At 37.8% G+C, this 15074-nt stretch carries 14 protein-coding genes and 4 pseudogenes; 10 read left to right on the top strand and 8 right to left on the bottom strand.

From position 1 onward, the window contains the following. Positions 1-71 precede the first annotated feature (71 nt). From AC3ANV_RS13355 to AC3ANV_RS13335, 5 genes and pseudogenes are all read left to right on the top strand, one after another. On the top strand, positions 72-296 hold the full coding sequence (locus tag AC3ANV_RS13355) for a cyclophilin-like fold protein (protein ID WP_488314209.1): 225 nt from the start codon (positions 72-74) through the stop codon (positions 294-296). 88 nt (positions 297-384) lie between these two features. Further along, entirely contained in the window at positions 385-1557 is a 1173-nt protein-coding gene (locus AC3ANV_RS13350) for an MFS transporter (protein ID WP_488314047.1), read from the top strand. After that, positions 1557-1802, top strand: a pseudogene (locus tag AC3ANV_RS13345) (cyclophilin-like fold protein). Before AC3ANV_RS13350 ends, AC3ANV_RS13345 begins: the two are co-directional and overlap by 1 nt. A gap of 84 nt (positions 1803-1886) precedes the next feature. Next, the gene (locus AC3ANV_RS13340) at positions 1887-2612 is read left to right on the top strand and encodes a dihydrofolate reductase family protein (protein ID WP_488314046.1); all 726 of its coding nucleotides are present in this window, start codon (positions 1887-1889) and stop codon (positions 2610-2612) included. A gap of 42 nt (positions 2613-2654) precedes the next feature. Continuing rightward, complete coding sequence (locus AC3ANV_RS13335) at positions 2655-3632, top strand: aldo/keto reductase (protein WP_488314045.1); 978 nt, start codon at positions 2655-2657, stop codon at positions 3630-3632. Positions 3633-3998: 366 nt separating this feature from the next. Here AC3ANV_RS13335 and AC3ANV_RS13330 read toward each other — a convergent pair whose 3' ends face one another. After that, complete coding sequence (locus AC3ANV_RS13330; RefSeq protein WP_488314044.1) at positions 3999-4754, bottom strand: carboxymuconolactone decarboxylase family protein; 756 nt, start codon at positions 4752-4754, stop codon at positions 3999-4001. Between the two features lie 167 nt (positions 4755-4921). Here AC3ANV_RS13330 and AC3ANV_RS13325 point away from each other — a divergent pair, with 167 nt between their 5' ends. Continuing rightward, on the top strand, positions 4922-5470 hold the full coding sequence (locus AC3ANV_RS13325) for a TetR/AcrR family transcriptional regulator (RefSeq protein ID WP_488314043.1): 549 nt from the start codon (positions 4922-4924) through the stop codon (positions 5468-5470). A gap of 82 nt (positions 5471-5552) precedes the next feature. On the opposite strand, the pseudogene AC3ANV_RS13320 reads toward AC3ANV_RS13325, so the two are convergent. The 4 genes and pseudogenes from AC3ANV_RS13320 to AC3ANV_RS13305 all read right to left on the bottom strand — a co-directional run. Then, a pseudogene (locus AC3ANV_RS13320) lies at positions 5553-5672 on the bottom strand (aldo/keto reductase); the annotation flags it as partial. Between the two features lie 46 nt (positions 5673-5718). Next, entirely contained in the window at positions 5719-6891 is a 1173-nt protein-coding gene (locus AC3ANV_RS13315; RefSeq protein ID WP_488314042.1) for an MFS transporter, read from the bottom strand. 115 nt (positions 6892-7006) lie between these two features. Continuing rightward, entirely contained in the window at positions 7007-7582 is a 576-nt protein-coding gene (locus tag AC3ANV_RS13310; RefSeq protein WP_488314041.1) for an SDR family oxidoreductase, read from the bottom strand. Between the two features lie 33 nt (positions 7583-7615). After that, positions 7616-8560 carry an alpha/beta hydrolase gene (locus AC3ANV_RS13305; protein WP_488314040.1) on the bottom strand — a complete coding sequence of 315 codons (945 nt, stop codon included), beginning with the start codon at positions 8558-8560 and terminating at the stop codon, positions 7616-7618. Positions 8561-8746: 186 nt separating this feature from the next. Here AC3ANV_RS13305 and AC3ANV_RS13300 point away from each other — a divergent pair, with 186 nt between their 5' ends. Beyond that, a complete protein-coding gene (locus AC3ANV_RS13300) occupies positions 8747-9292 on the top strand; it encodes a TetR-like C-terminal domain-containing protein (protein ID WP_488314039.1) in 546 nt (181 codons plus the stop codon). Between the two features lie 252 nt (positions 9293-9544). On the opposite strand, the pseudogene AC3ANV_RS13295 reads toward AC3ANV_RS13300, so the two are convergent. Beyond that, positions 9545-10525: pseudogene (locus tag AC3ANV_RS13295) on the bottom strand (aminotransferase-like domain-containing protein); the annotation flags it as partial. A gap of 208 nt (positions 10526-10733) precedes the next feature. Here AC3ANV_RS13295 and AC3ANV_RS13290 point away from each other — a divergent pair. Beyond that, positions 10734-11264 carry a cupin domain-containing protein gene (locus tag AC3ANV_RS13290; protein ID WP_488314038.1) on the top strand — a complete coding sequence of 177 codons (531 nt, stop codon included), beginning with the start codon at positions 10734-10736 and terminating at the stop codon, positions 11262-11264. A 937-nt stretch (positions 11265-12201) separates the two neighbouring features. On the opposite strand, the gene AC3ANV_RS13285 is transcribed toward AC3ANV_RS13290, so the two are convergent. Next, complete coding sequence (locus tag AC3ANV_RS13285; protein WP_488314037.1) at positions 12202-13380, bottom strand: chromate transporter; 1179 nt, start codon at positions 13378-13380, stop codon at positions 12202-12204. A gap of 14 nt (positions 13381-13394) precedes the next feature. Continuing rightward, a pseudogene (locus tag AC3ANV_RS13280) lies at positions 13395-13700 on the bottom strand (helix-turn-helix transcriptional regulator). A gap of 168 nt (positions 13701-13868) precedes the next feature. Between AC3ANV_RS13280 and AC3ANV_RS13275 the strand changes: the two are divergent. Continuing rightward, positions 13869-14144 (top strand): GNAT family N-acetyltransferase, encoded by a 276-nt coding sequence (locus AC3ANV_RS13275; RefSeq protein WP_488314036.1) that lies wholly within the window; start codon positions 13869-13871, stop codon positions 14142-14144. A gap of 509 nt (positions 14145-14653) precedes the next feature. Beyond that, the gene (locus AC3ANV_RS13270; RefSeq protein WP_488314035.1) at positions 14654-14917 is read left to right on the top strand and encodes a metal-sensitive transcriptional regulator; all 264 of its coding nucleotides are present in this window, start codon (positions 14654-14656) and stop codon (positions 14915-14917) included. Positions 14918-15074: the final 157 nt, after the last annotated feature.

Raw genomic sequence — 15074 nt, 5'->3', positions numbered from 1 at the left:
GCTAAACAAGTAGTTACTAATGATGAATCTAAAAATCGGAATAATTTAAATATTATGTAAGTTTAGAAAAAATTAGTGTCCTAGAAAAAGGATTATCTACTAAAGACGCAAGATCTGGCAGGGATCCTTCAGTTGGAGATTTTGCTTATTTTTCCCAATGGGGGAATATCACTGTATTTTATGGAAATCATAGGTTTTCAAAAGGATTGATCAAATTAGGTAAAATCGAATCTGGAGTAGAAAAACTTGCAAGTATGAATAGCGATTTTACAGTTAAAATTGAAAAAATAGTTTAAAAGAGACATCATTTTGAATTATTACACGTAGGAAATGGTGGAGTTGAGGTCAACATTTAAGTCTGTTAAGGGGTGAATCGTAAAAATCATGAGAAATGCTTGGAAAATTTACATGCTGGCTTTGATTACTTTCATGGTTAGTACATCTGAGTACGTTATTGCAGGTATTTTGGATAAAGTTGCTGCCTCGAATAATGTTACGGTATCGGTGGCAGGACAACTAATCACCGTATTTGCTCTTGCTAATGCGATCGGTTCTCCACTTGTGGTAATGGCGACAACAAAAATGAATCAGCGTAAGTTGTTAATGCTTTCGCTTGTTTTAATGGTGCTCGGTAGCGTTATGACTATCACCCTTCCAGGATTCGGTTTACTTATTGTCTCTCGCATCATACTTGCTCTAGGAAGTGGAGTTTTTGCCATTGCTGCCAAAACTGCCGCAGCAAAATTAGCGTCGCCCGAAAAACAAGCAGGGGCAATTGGCACAATTATAATTGGGTTTAGTGCCGCCATCATCATCGGTGTACCAATTGGTCGTGTTGTAGCCACAGCATACGAATGGAAGCTTATCTTCGTGGGGATCGGTGTTCTTAGTTTACTAGCAATCTTCTTTATCATGCGAACAATTCCTGCCGTAAATAACGAAGCAGTCGTACCTCTGGGGAAGCAGCTCTCTTATTTAAAGAATCCGAAAATCTTAATGGGTCTTGGTGTAACGTTTTTTTGGCAGTTAGGATATGGGGTGATGTATTCGTATATTGCTCCTTTCCTGCTAACCGTTACATCCATGAGCGGACGTGAAGTGAGTGGTGCCCTGTTTGCCTTCGGCGTTGCTACCTTAATAGGATCCAAGTTCGGTGGATTCATGACGGATCGGATTGGTAACCCCCGAACTCTTGTCGGCGGTTTGGTTGTCCACGTTATAGCTCTAGTGTTGTTAGCCACTATTGCCAGATCAACCTTTGTAGCAATTCCATTGCTTATGCTATGGTCCTTCTCGGCATGGTCGTCTGGCCCGGGTTTACAGTATAACCTGGTTTGGCTTGCTCCAGAAGCTACAGGAATCATGCTTAGCTTATATGGCTCCTTCATACAATTAGGCATAGCTGCGGCGGCTGGAATTGGGGGTATTGCCGTAAAAAGCACATCGGTATTAGCGGTCAGTTGGATTGGGGCTGCATCAGTTGCAATTGCTGTTATTATTGCTGCGGTCTCAATTAGTCTTAATAGTAAAGTCGCAAAGTACGAGAAAGCCATTTAATGGAGTGTGGTACTGTGTGTAGAAATACAAATGATGTCAGAATAAAATTGACTTTTAACAACAAGGAAGTAATGGTAAAAATGTATGATAATCCAACAAGCAGGGATTTTTTAACATTACTTCCATTAACATAAACTTTCAAAGATTATGCAGGAACCGAAAAAATTAGTAATCTGCCAAAGAGATTATCTAAAGAAGATGCACCATCAGCCTGTGAACCTTCAGTTGGAGATTTCACTTATTAAAAAGAAAGTTGATGAATGGGATCAGATGATTGATGTACATATCAAAGGTGCTTTGTCACTTTATGGATTAAAGGGGTAATAACATTGGAAAGACCATATATAATTTGTCACATGCTAACTTCATTGGATGGGAAAATCATTGGAGATTATTTGAAAGTAGAACGAGCAGCTTATTTTACAGACGAATACGAAAAAATTCATGGACGTTACGGATGTAAAGCATGGATGTGCGGCAGGATTACCATGGAGGAACACTTTACTTTCGGACATAAATTAGATTTAAAACAAGATAACATCCCGACTATCCCTAGAATTGATTATGTAGCAAATAAGGATGCTAAAAGTTACGTCATAGCAGTAGACCCTTCTGGAAAACTAGGATGGACAAAAAATTATATTTCAAAATGGAACGATAATAGAACGAAGGACCATATAGTAGAGGTACTTTCAGAGCAAGTATCTGATGCTTACTTAACTCATCTGAAAAAAATAGGTATATCTTATATTTTCGGTGGAAAAGAACGATTAAATTTTACTGTCGTAGTGGAAAAGCTAAAAAATCTATTTTCAATCGATGAATTAATGCTAGAAGGTGGGGGCTTTTTAAATGGCTCCTTTTTGAATGAAGGATTAATTGATGAGTTGAGCATGGTTTTAGTCCCAATTGCAGATGGTGCATCTAACTCTGTGACGCTATTTGAAACAAGTTCTTATTTTAAAAAAACACAACCAGTCAATTTCTTCTTAAAGGACATAGAAAAACTGGACGATGGCGGGCTATGGATGAGGTATGTAACAAAACGTGATTAGTCTTCATTTAACAAAAGAACGAATAAATTATGGAGGTACATTATGGAATATCGTACAGTAGGAAAAACAGGAATTCAAGTTTCAAATTTATGTTTTGGTGCAATGTCTTTTGGCGGAGACGCTGACGAAGAAACATCTAAAGCCATGTATAAACGTTGTCGGGAAGCTGGTATCAACTTCTTCGATACCGCCGATGTTTATGGGCGTTCTGAGGAAATACTAGGAGAGTGTATCGCACATGAAAGAGACGAAATCGTTTTAACGTCAAAAGTGTTCTGGAACACGGGTGCAGATGTGAATGCTAGAGGTTTGTCCCGAAAACATATGATACAAGGTATTGAAAATAGCCTACGTCGCTTAAAGACGGATTATATTGATTTTTATTTCGTCCATGATTTTGATGACCAAACTCCAATGGAGGAAACACTACGGACACTCGATGACTTACAGCGTCAAGGAAAGATTCTTTACCCAGCAGTAAGCAATTGGGCAGCATGGCAATTCACAAAAGCTTTAGGAATTTCTGCAAAAGAGCAACTTACTCGTTTTGAATTGATCCAACCTATGTATAACCTTGTTAAACGCCAAGCAGAGGTTGAAATTTTACCAATGGCCGCTTCCGAACAAATTGGAGTCATTACTTACAGCCCACTTGGTGCTGGACTCCTTTCAGGAAAATATGGAGTGAATAAACGTCCTGAGCAGGGCCGCCTTGTACAGAATGCCCGCTATGGTGACCGTTACGGTACCAATGAAGATTTTATCACGGCCGAACAGTTTACTAAATATGCACAAGAACATAATGTGAAACCTGCAACTTTAGCAGTTGCTTGGGTAAAAGCGAATCCCGCTGTTACTGCCCCAATTATTGGTGCACGAAATATAAACCAGTTGGAAGATTCCTTAGCTGCTGCCGATTTTAAAATGGCAGAAGAAATGTACGCAGAGATTACCAATTTATCAAGGACACCTTCACCTGCAACGGATCGAACAGAGGTATTAACTGGTAAATGGAAGTAAGACTTACAAACTCGTGATGAAGAAGGTTAAGAAGGATGTAGTATGTTTACACCCTTCTTTTTTAACGTTTGAGGCTGAAGGAAAATTTGTTTAGATAAGAAGTCTCTATCAGTTTTTGGCTTAAAGTTAGCTGTAAGCTTGTTTCACGTTACCGGCAGTTTAACTGTTTCAGGGGCCTATGTAAAAAGAACAGGCTTTCTTTCCTCTAGGCTTAATTCAAAGTCAAAAATGTTAAAATTTTAGATTTAGAAAAAGCAGTTCACCTTTAATTGAAGAAAAGCTGATTTTCCAAAACGGAAAATCGGCTTTTGGTTGTAGTGACTGGCTTTATTAATGACTACATACATTAGTTAATAACACCCTTTCTTAATTTTCAGGAATAACTTCATTTACGCAATTTAATGCGTTCAGTGTTCTTGGAAAGCCCATATAAGGAAGACAATGAGTGATCACGGTAATCATTGTTTCCTTGTCATTGCCCACATTTAAGTTTCCTTGTACATGTGCCTTGACTTGGCCTTCAGCACCGCCCAACGCACTTATGATGCAGAGTGTCAACATTTCCCGTGTTTTCAAATCCAGTCCGCCACGGGTATAGAAGTCTCCAAAACAAAAAGCGGAAAGATAATCCTGTATATGCTTTTGATTTGATGGGGCACCCTCCCGCATTTTTGCAATGACTTCACCGAAAATCTCTACTTGTCCTGCAAGGCCCTTTTCAAAACGATTATCTTCTTCAACCTGCTTTTGGCTTTCAATCGGTAACGTAATATTCTTGGACTTGAAAACCTCATTTATCTCTGTGATGGCATTCAGTGTTCTGGGAAATCCAATATACGGAGCACATTGGTAAACTGCCTCTTTGATTTCTAATGGTGTCAGTCCAACGTTCAATGCGGCACCAACATGTGCCTTAAGTTGAGGCAGAGTCTGATTGGTAGTAAGCACTACAATGGTGATAAGTTCACGTTGCTTGTCATCCAAATTACCTTGATAGAAAACTTCCCCAAAAATGAAGCGACTCAGAATGTCCTGAAAATCGGGATCCGTAATATATGAGGCAGGTACCCCAATGCCAAATAGCTGTTTGTGCTTTTCCTTGCTCTTTTCAACACGGTTCATACTTAAACCTCCAGCTTCAATAATGAATATTGATTGATTAATCAACATCTGTTTATAATTATAAAAAGATACAGGATTCATTCAATGGTTAAAACAACGCAATTCGTTGATTACTCAACAAATCAATTAAAATTGTTGATTATCTTTAGAAAGATTGGTGAATTAAAATGTCTAAATTAGATAGAAGAATAGCCAAAAGCCAAGTAGCTATTAAAAAAGCAGTAACTGAACTAATGTCCGAAAAAAGTTTTGATGACATTACCATTCAGGATATTGCTGACAGAGCAGATGTTAATCGAGGAACCATCTATCTTCATTACACGGATAAATATGATCTATTGGATAAGATGATTGAAGAACATATAAACAATCTCCGGGAACTTTGCCAATCGGCATCTGAGATGACTTTTCAAGAAGGTAATTATGTCTGGTTCGAATACTTTGAGCGTAATTATTTATTCTTTTCAACGATGTTAGCGAGTAAAGGTGCCCCTTATTTTCGTCATCGGTTTCTTGAGTTAGTAATCCAAGAGTATAAGCCTGAAGTGGATACAACCGAAAGAAAAAATCAGGGATTAAATGATGATGTTATTCTTCAATTTTTTGCTTCAGCGATCGTAGGTGCAGTGGAATGGTGGTTCAAGAATGGAAAGCCTTTACCGGCTCGTGTTATGGCAGAACAAACAGGGGCATTGTTAGATAGGAATTTTGAATAATTTAACAAACGTTTCTAAAAGAAATTAAATAAACTGAGTCCATATCTATTACTGGACTCAGTTCGTATATTTACTAATAAAATTAATTATGACCAACTATTCGGTGTGGTACATACGGCTCTTCTAGCAACGCAATTTCTTCAAGTGTTAACTGAATCGATAGAGCACCAACGGCATCTTCGAGATGCGATATTTCTGAGCTGATAGGAATTTGAATATAAAAATAATTACATATTTGAATTTATTCCTTATCTAGAAAGTTGTTGTGTAGGAGTAAACAAGTAGTTTCTAAGTAAAATAGTTACCAAACTTAGTAACAATGATAGGATTCCGACCAATACGACGTATTGTGTACCCATTTCTGATATAAATAACCCGCCTACAGCTGCACCCAATGTTGTTCCTACGTTACAGGATGATATAAATAATCCATTGGTAAAATCAGGCGCTTCGGGAGCTGAAGACGCAATCAAATATTGATTAATATTTGCCATTATTCCCCCAGCCAATATTCCCCAAATGAAAGTAATACTTGCCATAGGTACGGTAAACTGTCCTGTGAAGTATAAAATGATGTAAACAGCACCCAATAATAAAGGAAAAGATACGACAGATTTTGTGGCACTATGAGTAAGTAACTTTCCTGCGACAATGTTTCCAATAATATTGGCTCCACCGAAGATGAATAACGTTAAACTTATTGTATTCTGAGACATATTCGTTACTGTTTTCAGATATTCAGCAAGATAACTATAAACCCCAAATATAGCTGAGTTTAATAAAATGACCGTCACGATGGAAATCCATATAACGGGTTTTTTTAATACGGAAAGTTGTGTACCATAAGAAAGTCTTACTTCAACAGGCATAGATGGTACAAAAATCAATGTAGCAATGAATACAATAGAATTAACAATAGCAAAGAATGCCATCGCCATTTCATACGAAACGGCACTTTCAATAAAACTTGCGATCGGTACACCGGCTACCATACCAGCAGATACTCCTATAAATACTTTAGAAACAGCTTTTGGAGCTTCTTCTTTATTTACTGAGGAAGCAGCTACTGTAAATGCCAAAGAACAATAAATGGGATGAAAAAAGGCTGGAATGATACGGGAAATTAATAGAATGGTAAAGTTAGATGTAAATATGGATACAATGTTACACAAAACGAAAACTCCTAATACAAGTAACATGACCTTCTTACGATTTATCCTGGAAAACAATAACGGCATCGTTGGTCCAGATACAGCAATAGTAAGAGCAAAAAGACTCACCAGCCATCCTGCTTTTGATATGCTGACATTAAAGTGATCAGCAATGGAAGGCAATAACCCAATAACCCCCATTTCGGTATTTAAGATGCCGAAAACTCCTATGGTCAATATGAAAATCAATAAATTATTTCGTTTAGCCAAAAAAAACAACTCCTATCTTTATTTATGTGTAATCAGGCACCAGCTTTCTCCACGCTCTTTTTCAGGCGCGACATCGTACATTGCATAGATAAACGAGATTATCACGAAATTGACATTAGTAAAAAATGCCACCATACATGCTAGGGGCATTTTTTATTTTAGAATTTATAGCTATTAGCTTGTAGGACGAATAATGAAAGTAGATAGAATCAATTGCGAAATCCACAACATTTGCAATTCTATCTGGTGTGATTCCGTGTTGTTCATAAAGTGTTGTTGCACCTGTTAAAGTATCTGGATCTGTAATTGATTCAAGCAACTCTGTATTAATTGCAGCCGGATAAAGAGTTGCTGTACGGATATTAGAACCTTCTTGTGCTGATTCCATACGCAAAACTTCCATTAATTCACGGACAGCCCATTTAGTTGCACCGTAGACCCCAACACCAGGATAAGATTTAAGACCAGCAACCGAAGAAGTTGTTATCACATGTCCTGATTTTTGTTCTATAAAGGTGGGTAGTACGGCAGCAATCCCATTTAACACACCTTTGATATAAATATCAATCATGCTATTCCATTCATCAACTTTCAATGCTGAAAGTGGTGAATTTGGCATAATACCAGCATTTAAGAAAATTACATCAACCCTGCCAAATTCTGACTTTGCTGGATCCACCAAAGCTTTCACTTACTGTTCCTTACTTTTACTTTGAAGCGATTGTTACTTCAAATTCTCGGTAAAGAATGCTTCTAACTTGTCGAATGGAATCACATCCGTCTTGTCGTATAAATCAACGTGTCCTGCATTTGGAACGATGTACAGCTCTTTTGGTTCTGCCGCCAATTCGTAAGCATCTTCACTAAAGTATCGTGAGTGAGCGTGCTCGCCCATGATGAACAAAATTGGTCGCGGCGAAATCGATTTAATGTGCGTAAGCAGAGGGAAGTTCATAAATGACATGCTGCTTGTCACGGTAAATTGAGTAATTGAGTTTGGGTGGTACCCGCGAGGTGTAGAATAGAACTCGCCAAACTCGCGACCGATAGGGTCTGTTTTATGATCAAATCCAATAGGTGCTCCACGATCAGTCAGCGCTGGAGGGTTGCCATCAAACTCCGCGTAGCGTTGCTCGGCAATTGCATCGAGTATTCTGTTGCGATCTTCTTCGGTTAACGAGTCCTTAAAGCCGTTGCGTTGAGCCCGCGATATATCGTACATGCTGACCGTGGCGACAGCTTTGATGCGCCTGTCAACCTGCGCTGCACTGATCGCAAAACTACCGCTACCGCATAAACCAATTGCACCAATTTGATTCCTATCTACAAATGGACGCGTACCTACATAATCAACGGCTGCGCTGAAATCTTCAACGAATAAATCAGGCGAAGAAAGGTGACGTGGCTCTCCGCTACTGTATCCGTTGAACGATGGGTCAAATGCAAGAGCCACAAAACCACGCTCTGCCATGTTTTGAGCATAGATACCGGAACCCTGCTCTTTAACACCGCCATAGGGCGCACCTAAAATAACGGCTGCGTACTTCTTTGACGCATCAAAGTCTTTTGGCAAGTAGAGATCTGCCGCAATTTTGATTCCAAACCTGGTATTATATGAAACTGATTTTCTTGTTACCTTATCGCTTAACTCAAAAATATAGTTTGACATATTAAATAACACCCCTTCATGGTAAATATAAATTACATTTGATGTTTACTCGACATCTGTAAATAATTTATAATATAACTATAAACAAAACAAGACATGAAACTCGTTAATTTAATCGGGTTTGTTGTTTACACATCAAATCGATAAAAATTGTTGATTATTTTAAGAAAGTAGGGTGTTTTTAACATGACAAAAGTAGATAGAAGGGTTGCTAGAACTCAAGAAGCAATAAAAAAAGCATTCCTTGAATTGATGTCTGAGAAAAATTTCGATAGCATTACCATTCAGGATATTTCTGACAGGGCAAATATTAACCGTGCAACTGTTTATCTTCATTACTTGGATAAATTTGATCTGTTGGATAAGATCATGGAAGAACATATCCATAACATGGCTAATTTTTGTGAGTTGGAAGCTGAAATGGATTGGATTGAATCGACTGTACACTGCATGGAATATCTTGAAAGTAATTATTTATTTTTTTCGACGATGTTGGCGAGTGAAGGAGCTCCTTATTTTCGCAGCCGGTTTGTTCAACATAATATCGAAGAATTCAAAAAAGACGTGGATATAACAAAAGGCAAAAATCTCGGTCAAAACCAAGATGTAGTTGTTGAATTTGTTGCAAATGCTTACGTTGGTGTAGTGGAATGGTGGCTAAAAAATGGCATGCCTTATCCACCGCTGGAAATGGCAGAAAAAGTAGGGGAACTTTTAGAAAGGATTGTATAATTAAACTGTTATGAAAACACCTCTCTTAAAATTAGTGAATAAGAAAAGGAGATTTTCATTGAAAAAGTCCTGTTTCTTTAAAATTAATTATTATGTAAAAGATCCGGCTGCTGTAAAAAGGCAGCCTTTTTGTTATTGTGCTAACAGGTAGCATTCCTGTAATGAAAGAAAACGTTCGCTAACATCAGTCTGTAGCGACAAAATTTCCCAAAATAAAAAGCTTGAAGAATCAAGCTTTTTATTTTTTCGGGATTAATTGAGATACTGTTTTAATATTTTTAATCCTATTTTCAACTCATCTAATGAGTTTGTAGAAGCAAGTGCAATTCGCAAATACTTATCAGGGGTGGTTTGTCCGCTTAGAAAACGATCAGAATGAAAAACCCGAATGCCATGCCTTTTCAAATCCGTGTCCAACTGTAATGCATCGTTATGTCCTAGAATTGGAAGCCAACGATAAAAACTAAAAGGATGTCCAACATTCTTACTTAAAGGAAAATATTCCGAATAAATATCATTCGCAGACTGTGCAAGCTGTTTTTTTTGAGAAACAATTTCATGAGCCTTCCCTGATAAGATAAGCTCTGTGATAACCTCTGCAACAAAGGAAGAGGTTTTTACATTGATGTTAAAGATAGCCTGCAAAATTTTTTCACGTAATGCATCCCCTTAAACCATATAGGCAACTCTTAATCCGGAACATATTGACTTAGAGGTGCCACAAATATAAACGCTCTGTTCCGGAAGTAAATTGAACATTGGCTGCTGGTAATCGGAGATCATACCTGCCGTCAAAAATGCATGTATATCTTCCTCAATCAATATTAAACGATGCTTATGAATGACCTCCGCTAATTCTTGCTTTCGAAAATCCGGAATCATAACGGTAGTAGGATTACAGCAGGAGGGCATGAGGAAAATACCGTGAATATTTATTTGGCTGCACTGCTTTTCAAGTGCGTCTGGCAACATCCCAAACTGGTCTCCAAGAATAGGGACTAACTGAATATGGAACATTTTTGCCAACTCGATAAAATTTGAATACGTGTAAACGTCGGTTGCAATCCTATTGCCAGGCTCAAACAAAACCGCTAAGGTAATTGCCAATGCATTTTGGGCACCGTAAACGATTGCTAAATGCTCTTGGTCCGTGTGAATGCCGAAAGATTCCATCCAGTTTAAAGCTGCCGTTTTTTGATGTGGAATACCTGTCGGTTCGTTGTAATTTAAAAGAAAACTGGATATTTATGTCAAAATACAGGTGAGGTTGTGAATGGTCGAACTTAAACTGACGTGGAGTTGAAGAGTGTGTTTAACTTTTGTTCAATAGTTCCATTAAATTGACCAACTGTTTTGGGCTAAGTTCGCCCTGCACATAAGTACATTCCCATAAAATAGTGCATAAGATAATTTGTATAAATCTGTGAAGGGATTGAATAAGATGTACTATACCCCTTGGATGTATCCATACCCATATCAACCTAATGTTTATTGTGCTAATGTCCCAATGTATAATAATTATATAAGACAGCCTGATTACTGGAATATTTATGATGACGCAAGAAATAAGGTAAAAGATTATGGGCGGAAACCATTTGTAGTCAATATTAATGAGGCTGCGAGGCATAACAATACCTATCGTACAGCTTTGTGGACAGGAAATCATTTGCAAGTTACATTGATGAGTCTTACTGTTGGTGAAGACATCGGTTTAGAAATTCACCCTAACGTTGACCAATTCTTACGGATTGAACAAGGGCAAGGGGTTGTGCAAATGGGCAAGAGAAAAGATAATTTAAACTTTGTTCACAAAGTTTATGATGATTTTGCCATTATGATACCTGCTGGCACCTGGCATAATGTAACCAATACAGGTAATACCCCTTTAAAACTTTATTCTATATATGCTCCTCCACAACATCCATTTGGTACGGTTCATTTAACTAAAGCACAGGCTTTAGCGGCGGAATAATAGAATTCTAATTAATACCTTCTTTACGAAAGGGGGCTTTACTTCAAAGAGAAGTAGAGCCTGTTTGTTGTTCCACTAACGTGGCAGGTTAGATAAAGAACAATACATAAATAATCCATTTAACAAATTGGTGGTTTTTTTTATTATGATATGGAAGCTTATTAATGGAAAAAAAGGAATTACAGCACCCTATCAAAGTTGCATATTCGATTATTTTACGATATGTATGAGTGTGAAAAAATGAAAGAAAAGAGCTGTCTGATTGTTAAAAAAACTTTGTACTCAAACAGCTCATATAAATTTTAATATAAAGAAGGAAAGGAAGCACCTGCTTGTCCCCAAGAAGGATTCCCATAATAACCATGAACTGTAAATGGATGCTGAAAACTTGGCATTATATGATTGTGATTGGGATTGTGATGGTTAGAGTGATGATGGACAGAGTGGCTAAAAGTAACGTGGTTATAATGTGCAATACAAGCTCCAGGATGTCCTGGATGTTTACCAGTATGAATATATTGAGTCAATTGTCACACTTCTTTCAAATAGTTTTTATTATAAAGTATGATTTTCAGGTAATTTAGTTACTTTTTTAATATAAATAGGTTAATACAGTTTTTAAATAAATGACTTCAATAGGAAGGTGGTGGAGTTTATGGTTATTTTGCAAGTTGAGATGTTTTAATTGCATTTCACGATGATATAATTCAATAGACTAAAGGAGTTTGTTCAACGGAGTGCTTTACTTCAGGATGGGATTTCTGCAGCGATTCTTCTTTTCTTTCTTCAACTAAAGTGGCAGGTTATGTTCAAATGGTAATTTATTGAAATTGATAAAAAACCACAGAGTTTTTACCCGTGGTTCAGATTTTATATGCGTGAATAGGTAGCATTGTTTTACCCAAAAAACAAATCCACCATCGATGACGTTATTCTACTAAGTAAAAACGGATATGACGATTCCACCGAGTGCTGATATAATTACAACAATCCAAGGTGGAAGCTTCCAAATCATGAGTAAAGCAAAAGCAATAATTGCTAGGCAAAAGTCATAAGGCGTTTTAATGGAACTCGTCCAAACAGGATTGTACAAAGCAGCAATCAATATCCCAACAACAGATGCATTAATCCCAGAAAGTGCTGATTGGAATCCTGGACGAGAACGAAGGATATTCCAGAATGGGAGTGCACCTGCAACAAGAAAAAATGCAGGTAGGAAAATAGCAATCAGTGCAAGTATACTTCCGATTATCCCGTTAGGGTACGGATTTGATACAAAACCAAGGTAGGAGGAAAAGGTGAACAAAGGACCTGGAACCGCTTGTGCAGCTCCATAACCAGCTAGGAATTGTGCATTTGTCATCCATCCTGTTGGTACCACAACTCGCTGTAGCAACGGCAGAACTACGTGACCGCCACCAAAAACTAATGCTCCTGCACGATAGAAACTATCAAACATTGCGAGCCCCTGATTATGAATACCAAGCCTTAAGAGAGGTAGAACACCCAGAAAGACAAAAAATAACGTGAGAAAGGTAATGCCTGTTTTTCTGCTGATTGGTATTTGCATCGGTTGGATTTCCTGTGCAGCATTTTTTTTGAAGAATCTCCATCCAATGAGCCCTGATACAATAATTATGAGCACTTGAACCATTGATGTAGGAACCAATAGAGTCGCGACAGCAGAAATTATTGCAATTGTACCACGCATTTTCCCTGTTGCAAGCTTACTTGCCATCCCCCAGACCGCTTGAGCCACAACAGCCACAGCTACAATCATCAACCCGTGTAACCAACCCGCATGTAGGATATTTCCTTGAAGAACCCTAGCAAAGACCATGAGTGCAAAGGCAGAGGGAAGCGTAAATCCAAGCCATGCCATTAGTCCACCAATCAATCCAGCTCTTTGAATACCAATGGCAATACCGACTTGACTGCTTGCTGGTCCAGGGAGGAACTGACAAAGTGCGACTAAATCAGCATAATTTTTTTCATCTAGCCATTTTCGCCGCTTCACATATTCCTCATGAAAATATCCTAAGTGAGCAATTGGACCTCCAAATGATGTGAGTCCTAAACGGGTCGAAACCTTTAAAACCTCCAGAATGCGACTCAAACTAACTTCCCCTCCTAATCTTTAATCTCTTTGAACAGTTCGTATGCCTTTTTCTAGCTTCATCAAGGATTTTGCTCCGAGCGATGCTGTGGTGTAATATTTTCTAACTTTACCTTCCACAAGTCGAACTTCTCTATGTAAAAGATCTTCCTTTTCCATGTTATGTACCATGGGACACAGTGTACCAGCACTCATGTTGTAACTATGCTCCGCAAGTTCCTCCAACATCCACATACCATAATAGGTTCTATCTTTGCGTGATACAGGATATGGATGTGAATAAATCCAAGAAACAACTTTCTTAGGACACGTTCCTCTATATTACTCTCCTTTTTTCGTATTTTGTTATCGAATTCCGATATTAGTTTATCATGATAATTACAAATTGTTTAGTGTCTAATGGCAGTTAAGTTGAAGAAGGAATAGGACTTTATCGCATTGAAATAATAAATAAATTAAAAAAGATTAGAAGGAAAAGGAAGATATACATGGATTATAAAGCTCTAATAAACCTTTCAATATCCGGTAACGAGGTACCAGATATAAGAGAGATTGTGGGATGGGGAAGACGTGATAAAGATTATCCTGTTTCGTTTGAACGTTGTAATTTCTGGGCTGGGGTCAGGAATGAGAATAATACACTTATAGTATTTGGGTATGTTTGCGGTATGGGTTTGGAACACGGATATATAGAAGATATTATCGTTCATCCGGAGCATCAAAAACTAGGAATTGGAGTTAAATTGGTAAAAGAATTGCTGTGAGAATCTGAACGATTTGGATTGGGAATTTTAACTTTATCCTATGAGGAACGCAATACAAACTTTTACAAAACTGTACCTGGCCCAGCCGTCGAATCAGTATTGACTATAACAATTCATTTTCATTCTCTGTGGTGAAGCGCCGGTTTTTACGCTTCATGGTTGGCTATAGGAGGCGTTTGTTGAAGAAGGACTAATCCTATTTCTTATAACAATTTTGTAGTTCTGATCTTTAGTAATCGGGCGCGATTCTGCAACAAGAATTGTACTCTTTCTTTATGTTAAGGGCCATTTAATTGAGTTAGAGTTTGAAAAAAACACCAATTTTTTTATGCAACATCCAAGCTTCTTCAAAAGCAAACTTCCAAATCTAAACAATTGTTTTAATACCCCTGATGGTATATATTAAGTGTAAGATATGTATACCCATATAGGTATAGATAGATGAGCTTTGTCCATAGTTTAAATGAAAAAAAGGACGGCATAGTCTTATTAATAAGGAGGAGTTAAGGTTGGAATATACGCAAGGGACAAAAAATAGATTGAAACGGATTGAAGGTCAAATCCGCGGTGTACTCCGTATGTTGGAAGAGGATAAAGATTGTAGGGAAGTTGTAACCCAGTTGTCCGCATCACGTTCAGCGATCGACCGCACTATAGGTCTAATTGTAGCGGAGAATCTGGAACAATGTTTACGTGATCAGATAGAAACAGGGAAATACGGTGATAGGGACCTTGTGAAAGAAGCTGTTGAGCTGTTAGTGAAAAGCAGGTAATTTACAGCAAAAAGGCTTTTTTTACGATGTAATATACCCCATGGGGTAAATAAGAAGGCTTTTGCTGATTTACACGAACAACTTAAGAGTTATATAAAAACATCGATATGTAGAAAAGGCGCATATAAGATTTATGCGTTCAAGTGTCAATTCAATA

This window comes from Neobacillus sp. DFD-2R (assembly GCF_057747865.1).
Note: the sequence above shows the minus strand (reverse complement) of the source record. Positions and strands in the feature narration are given on the sequence as shown.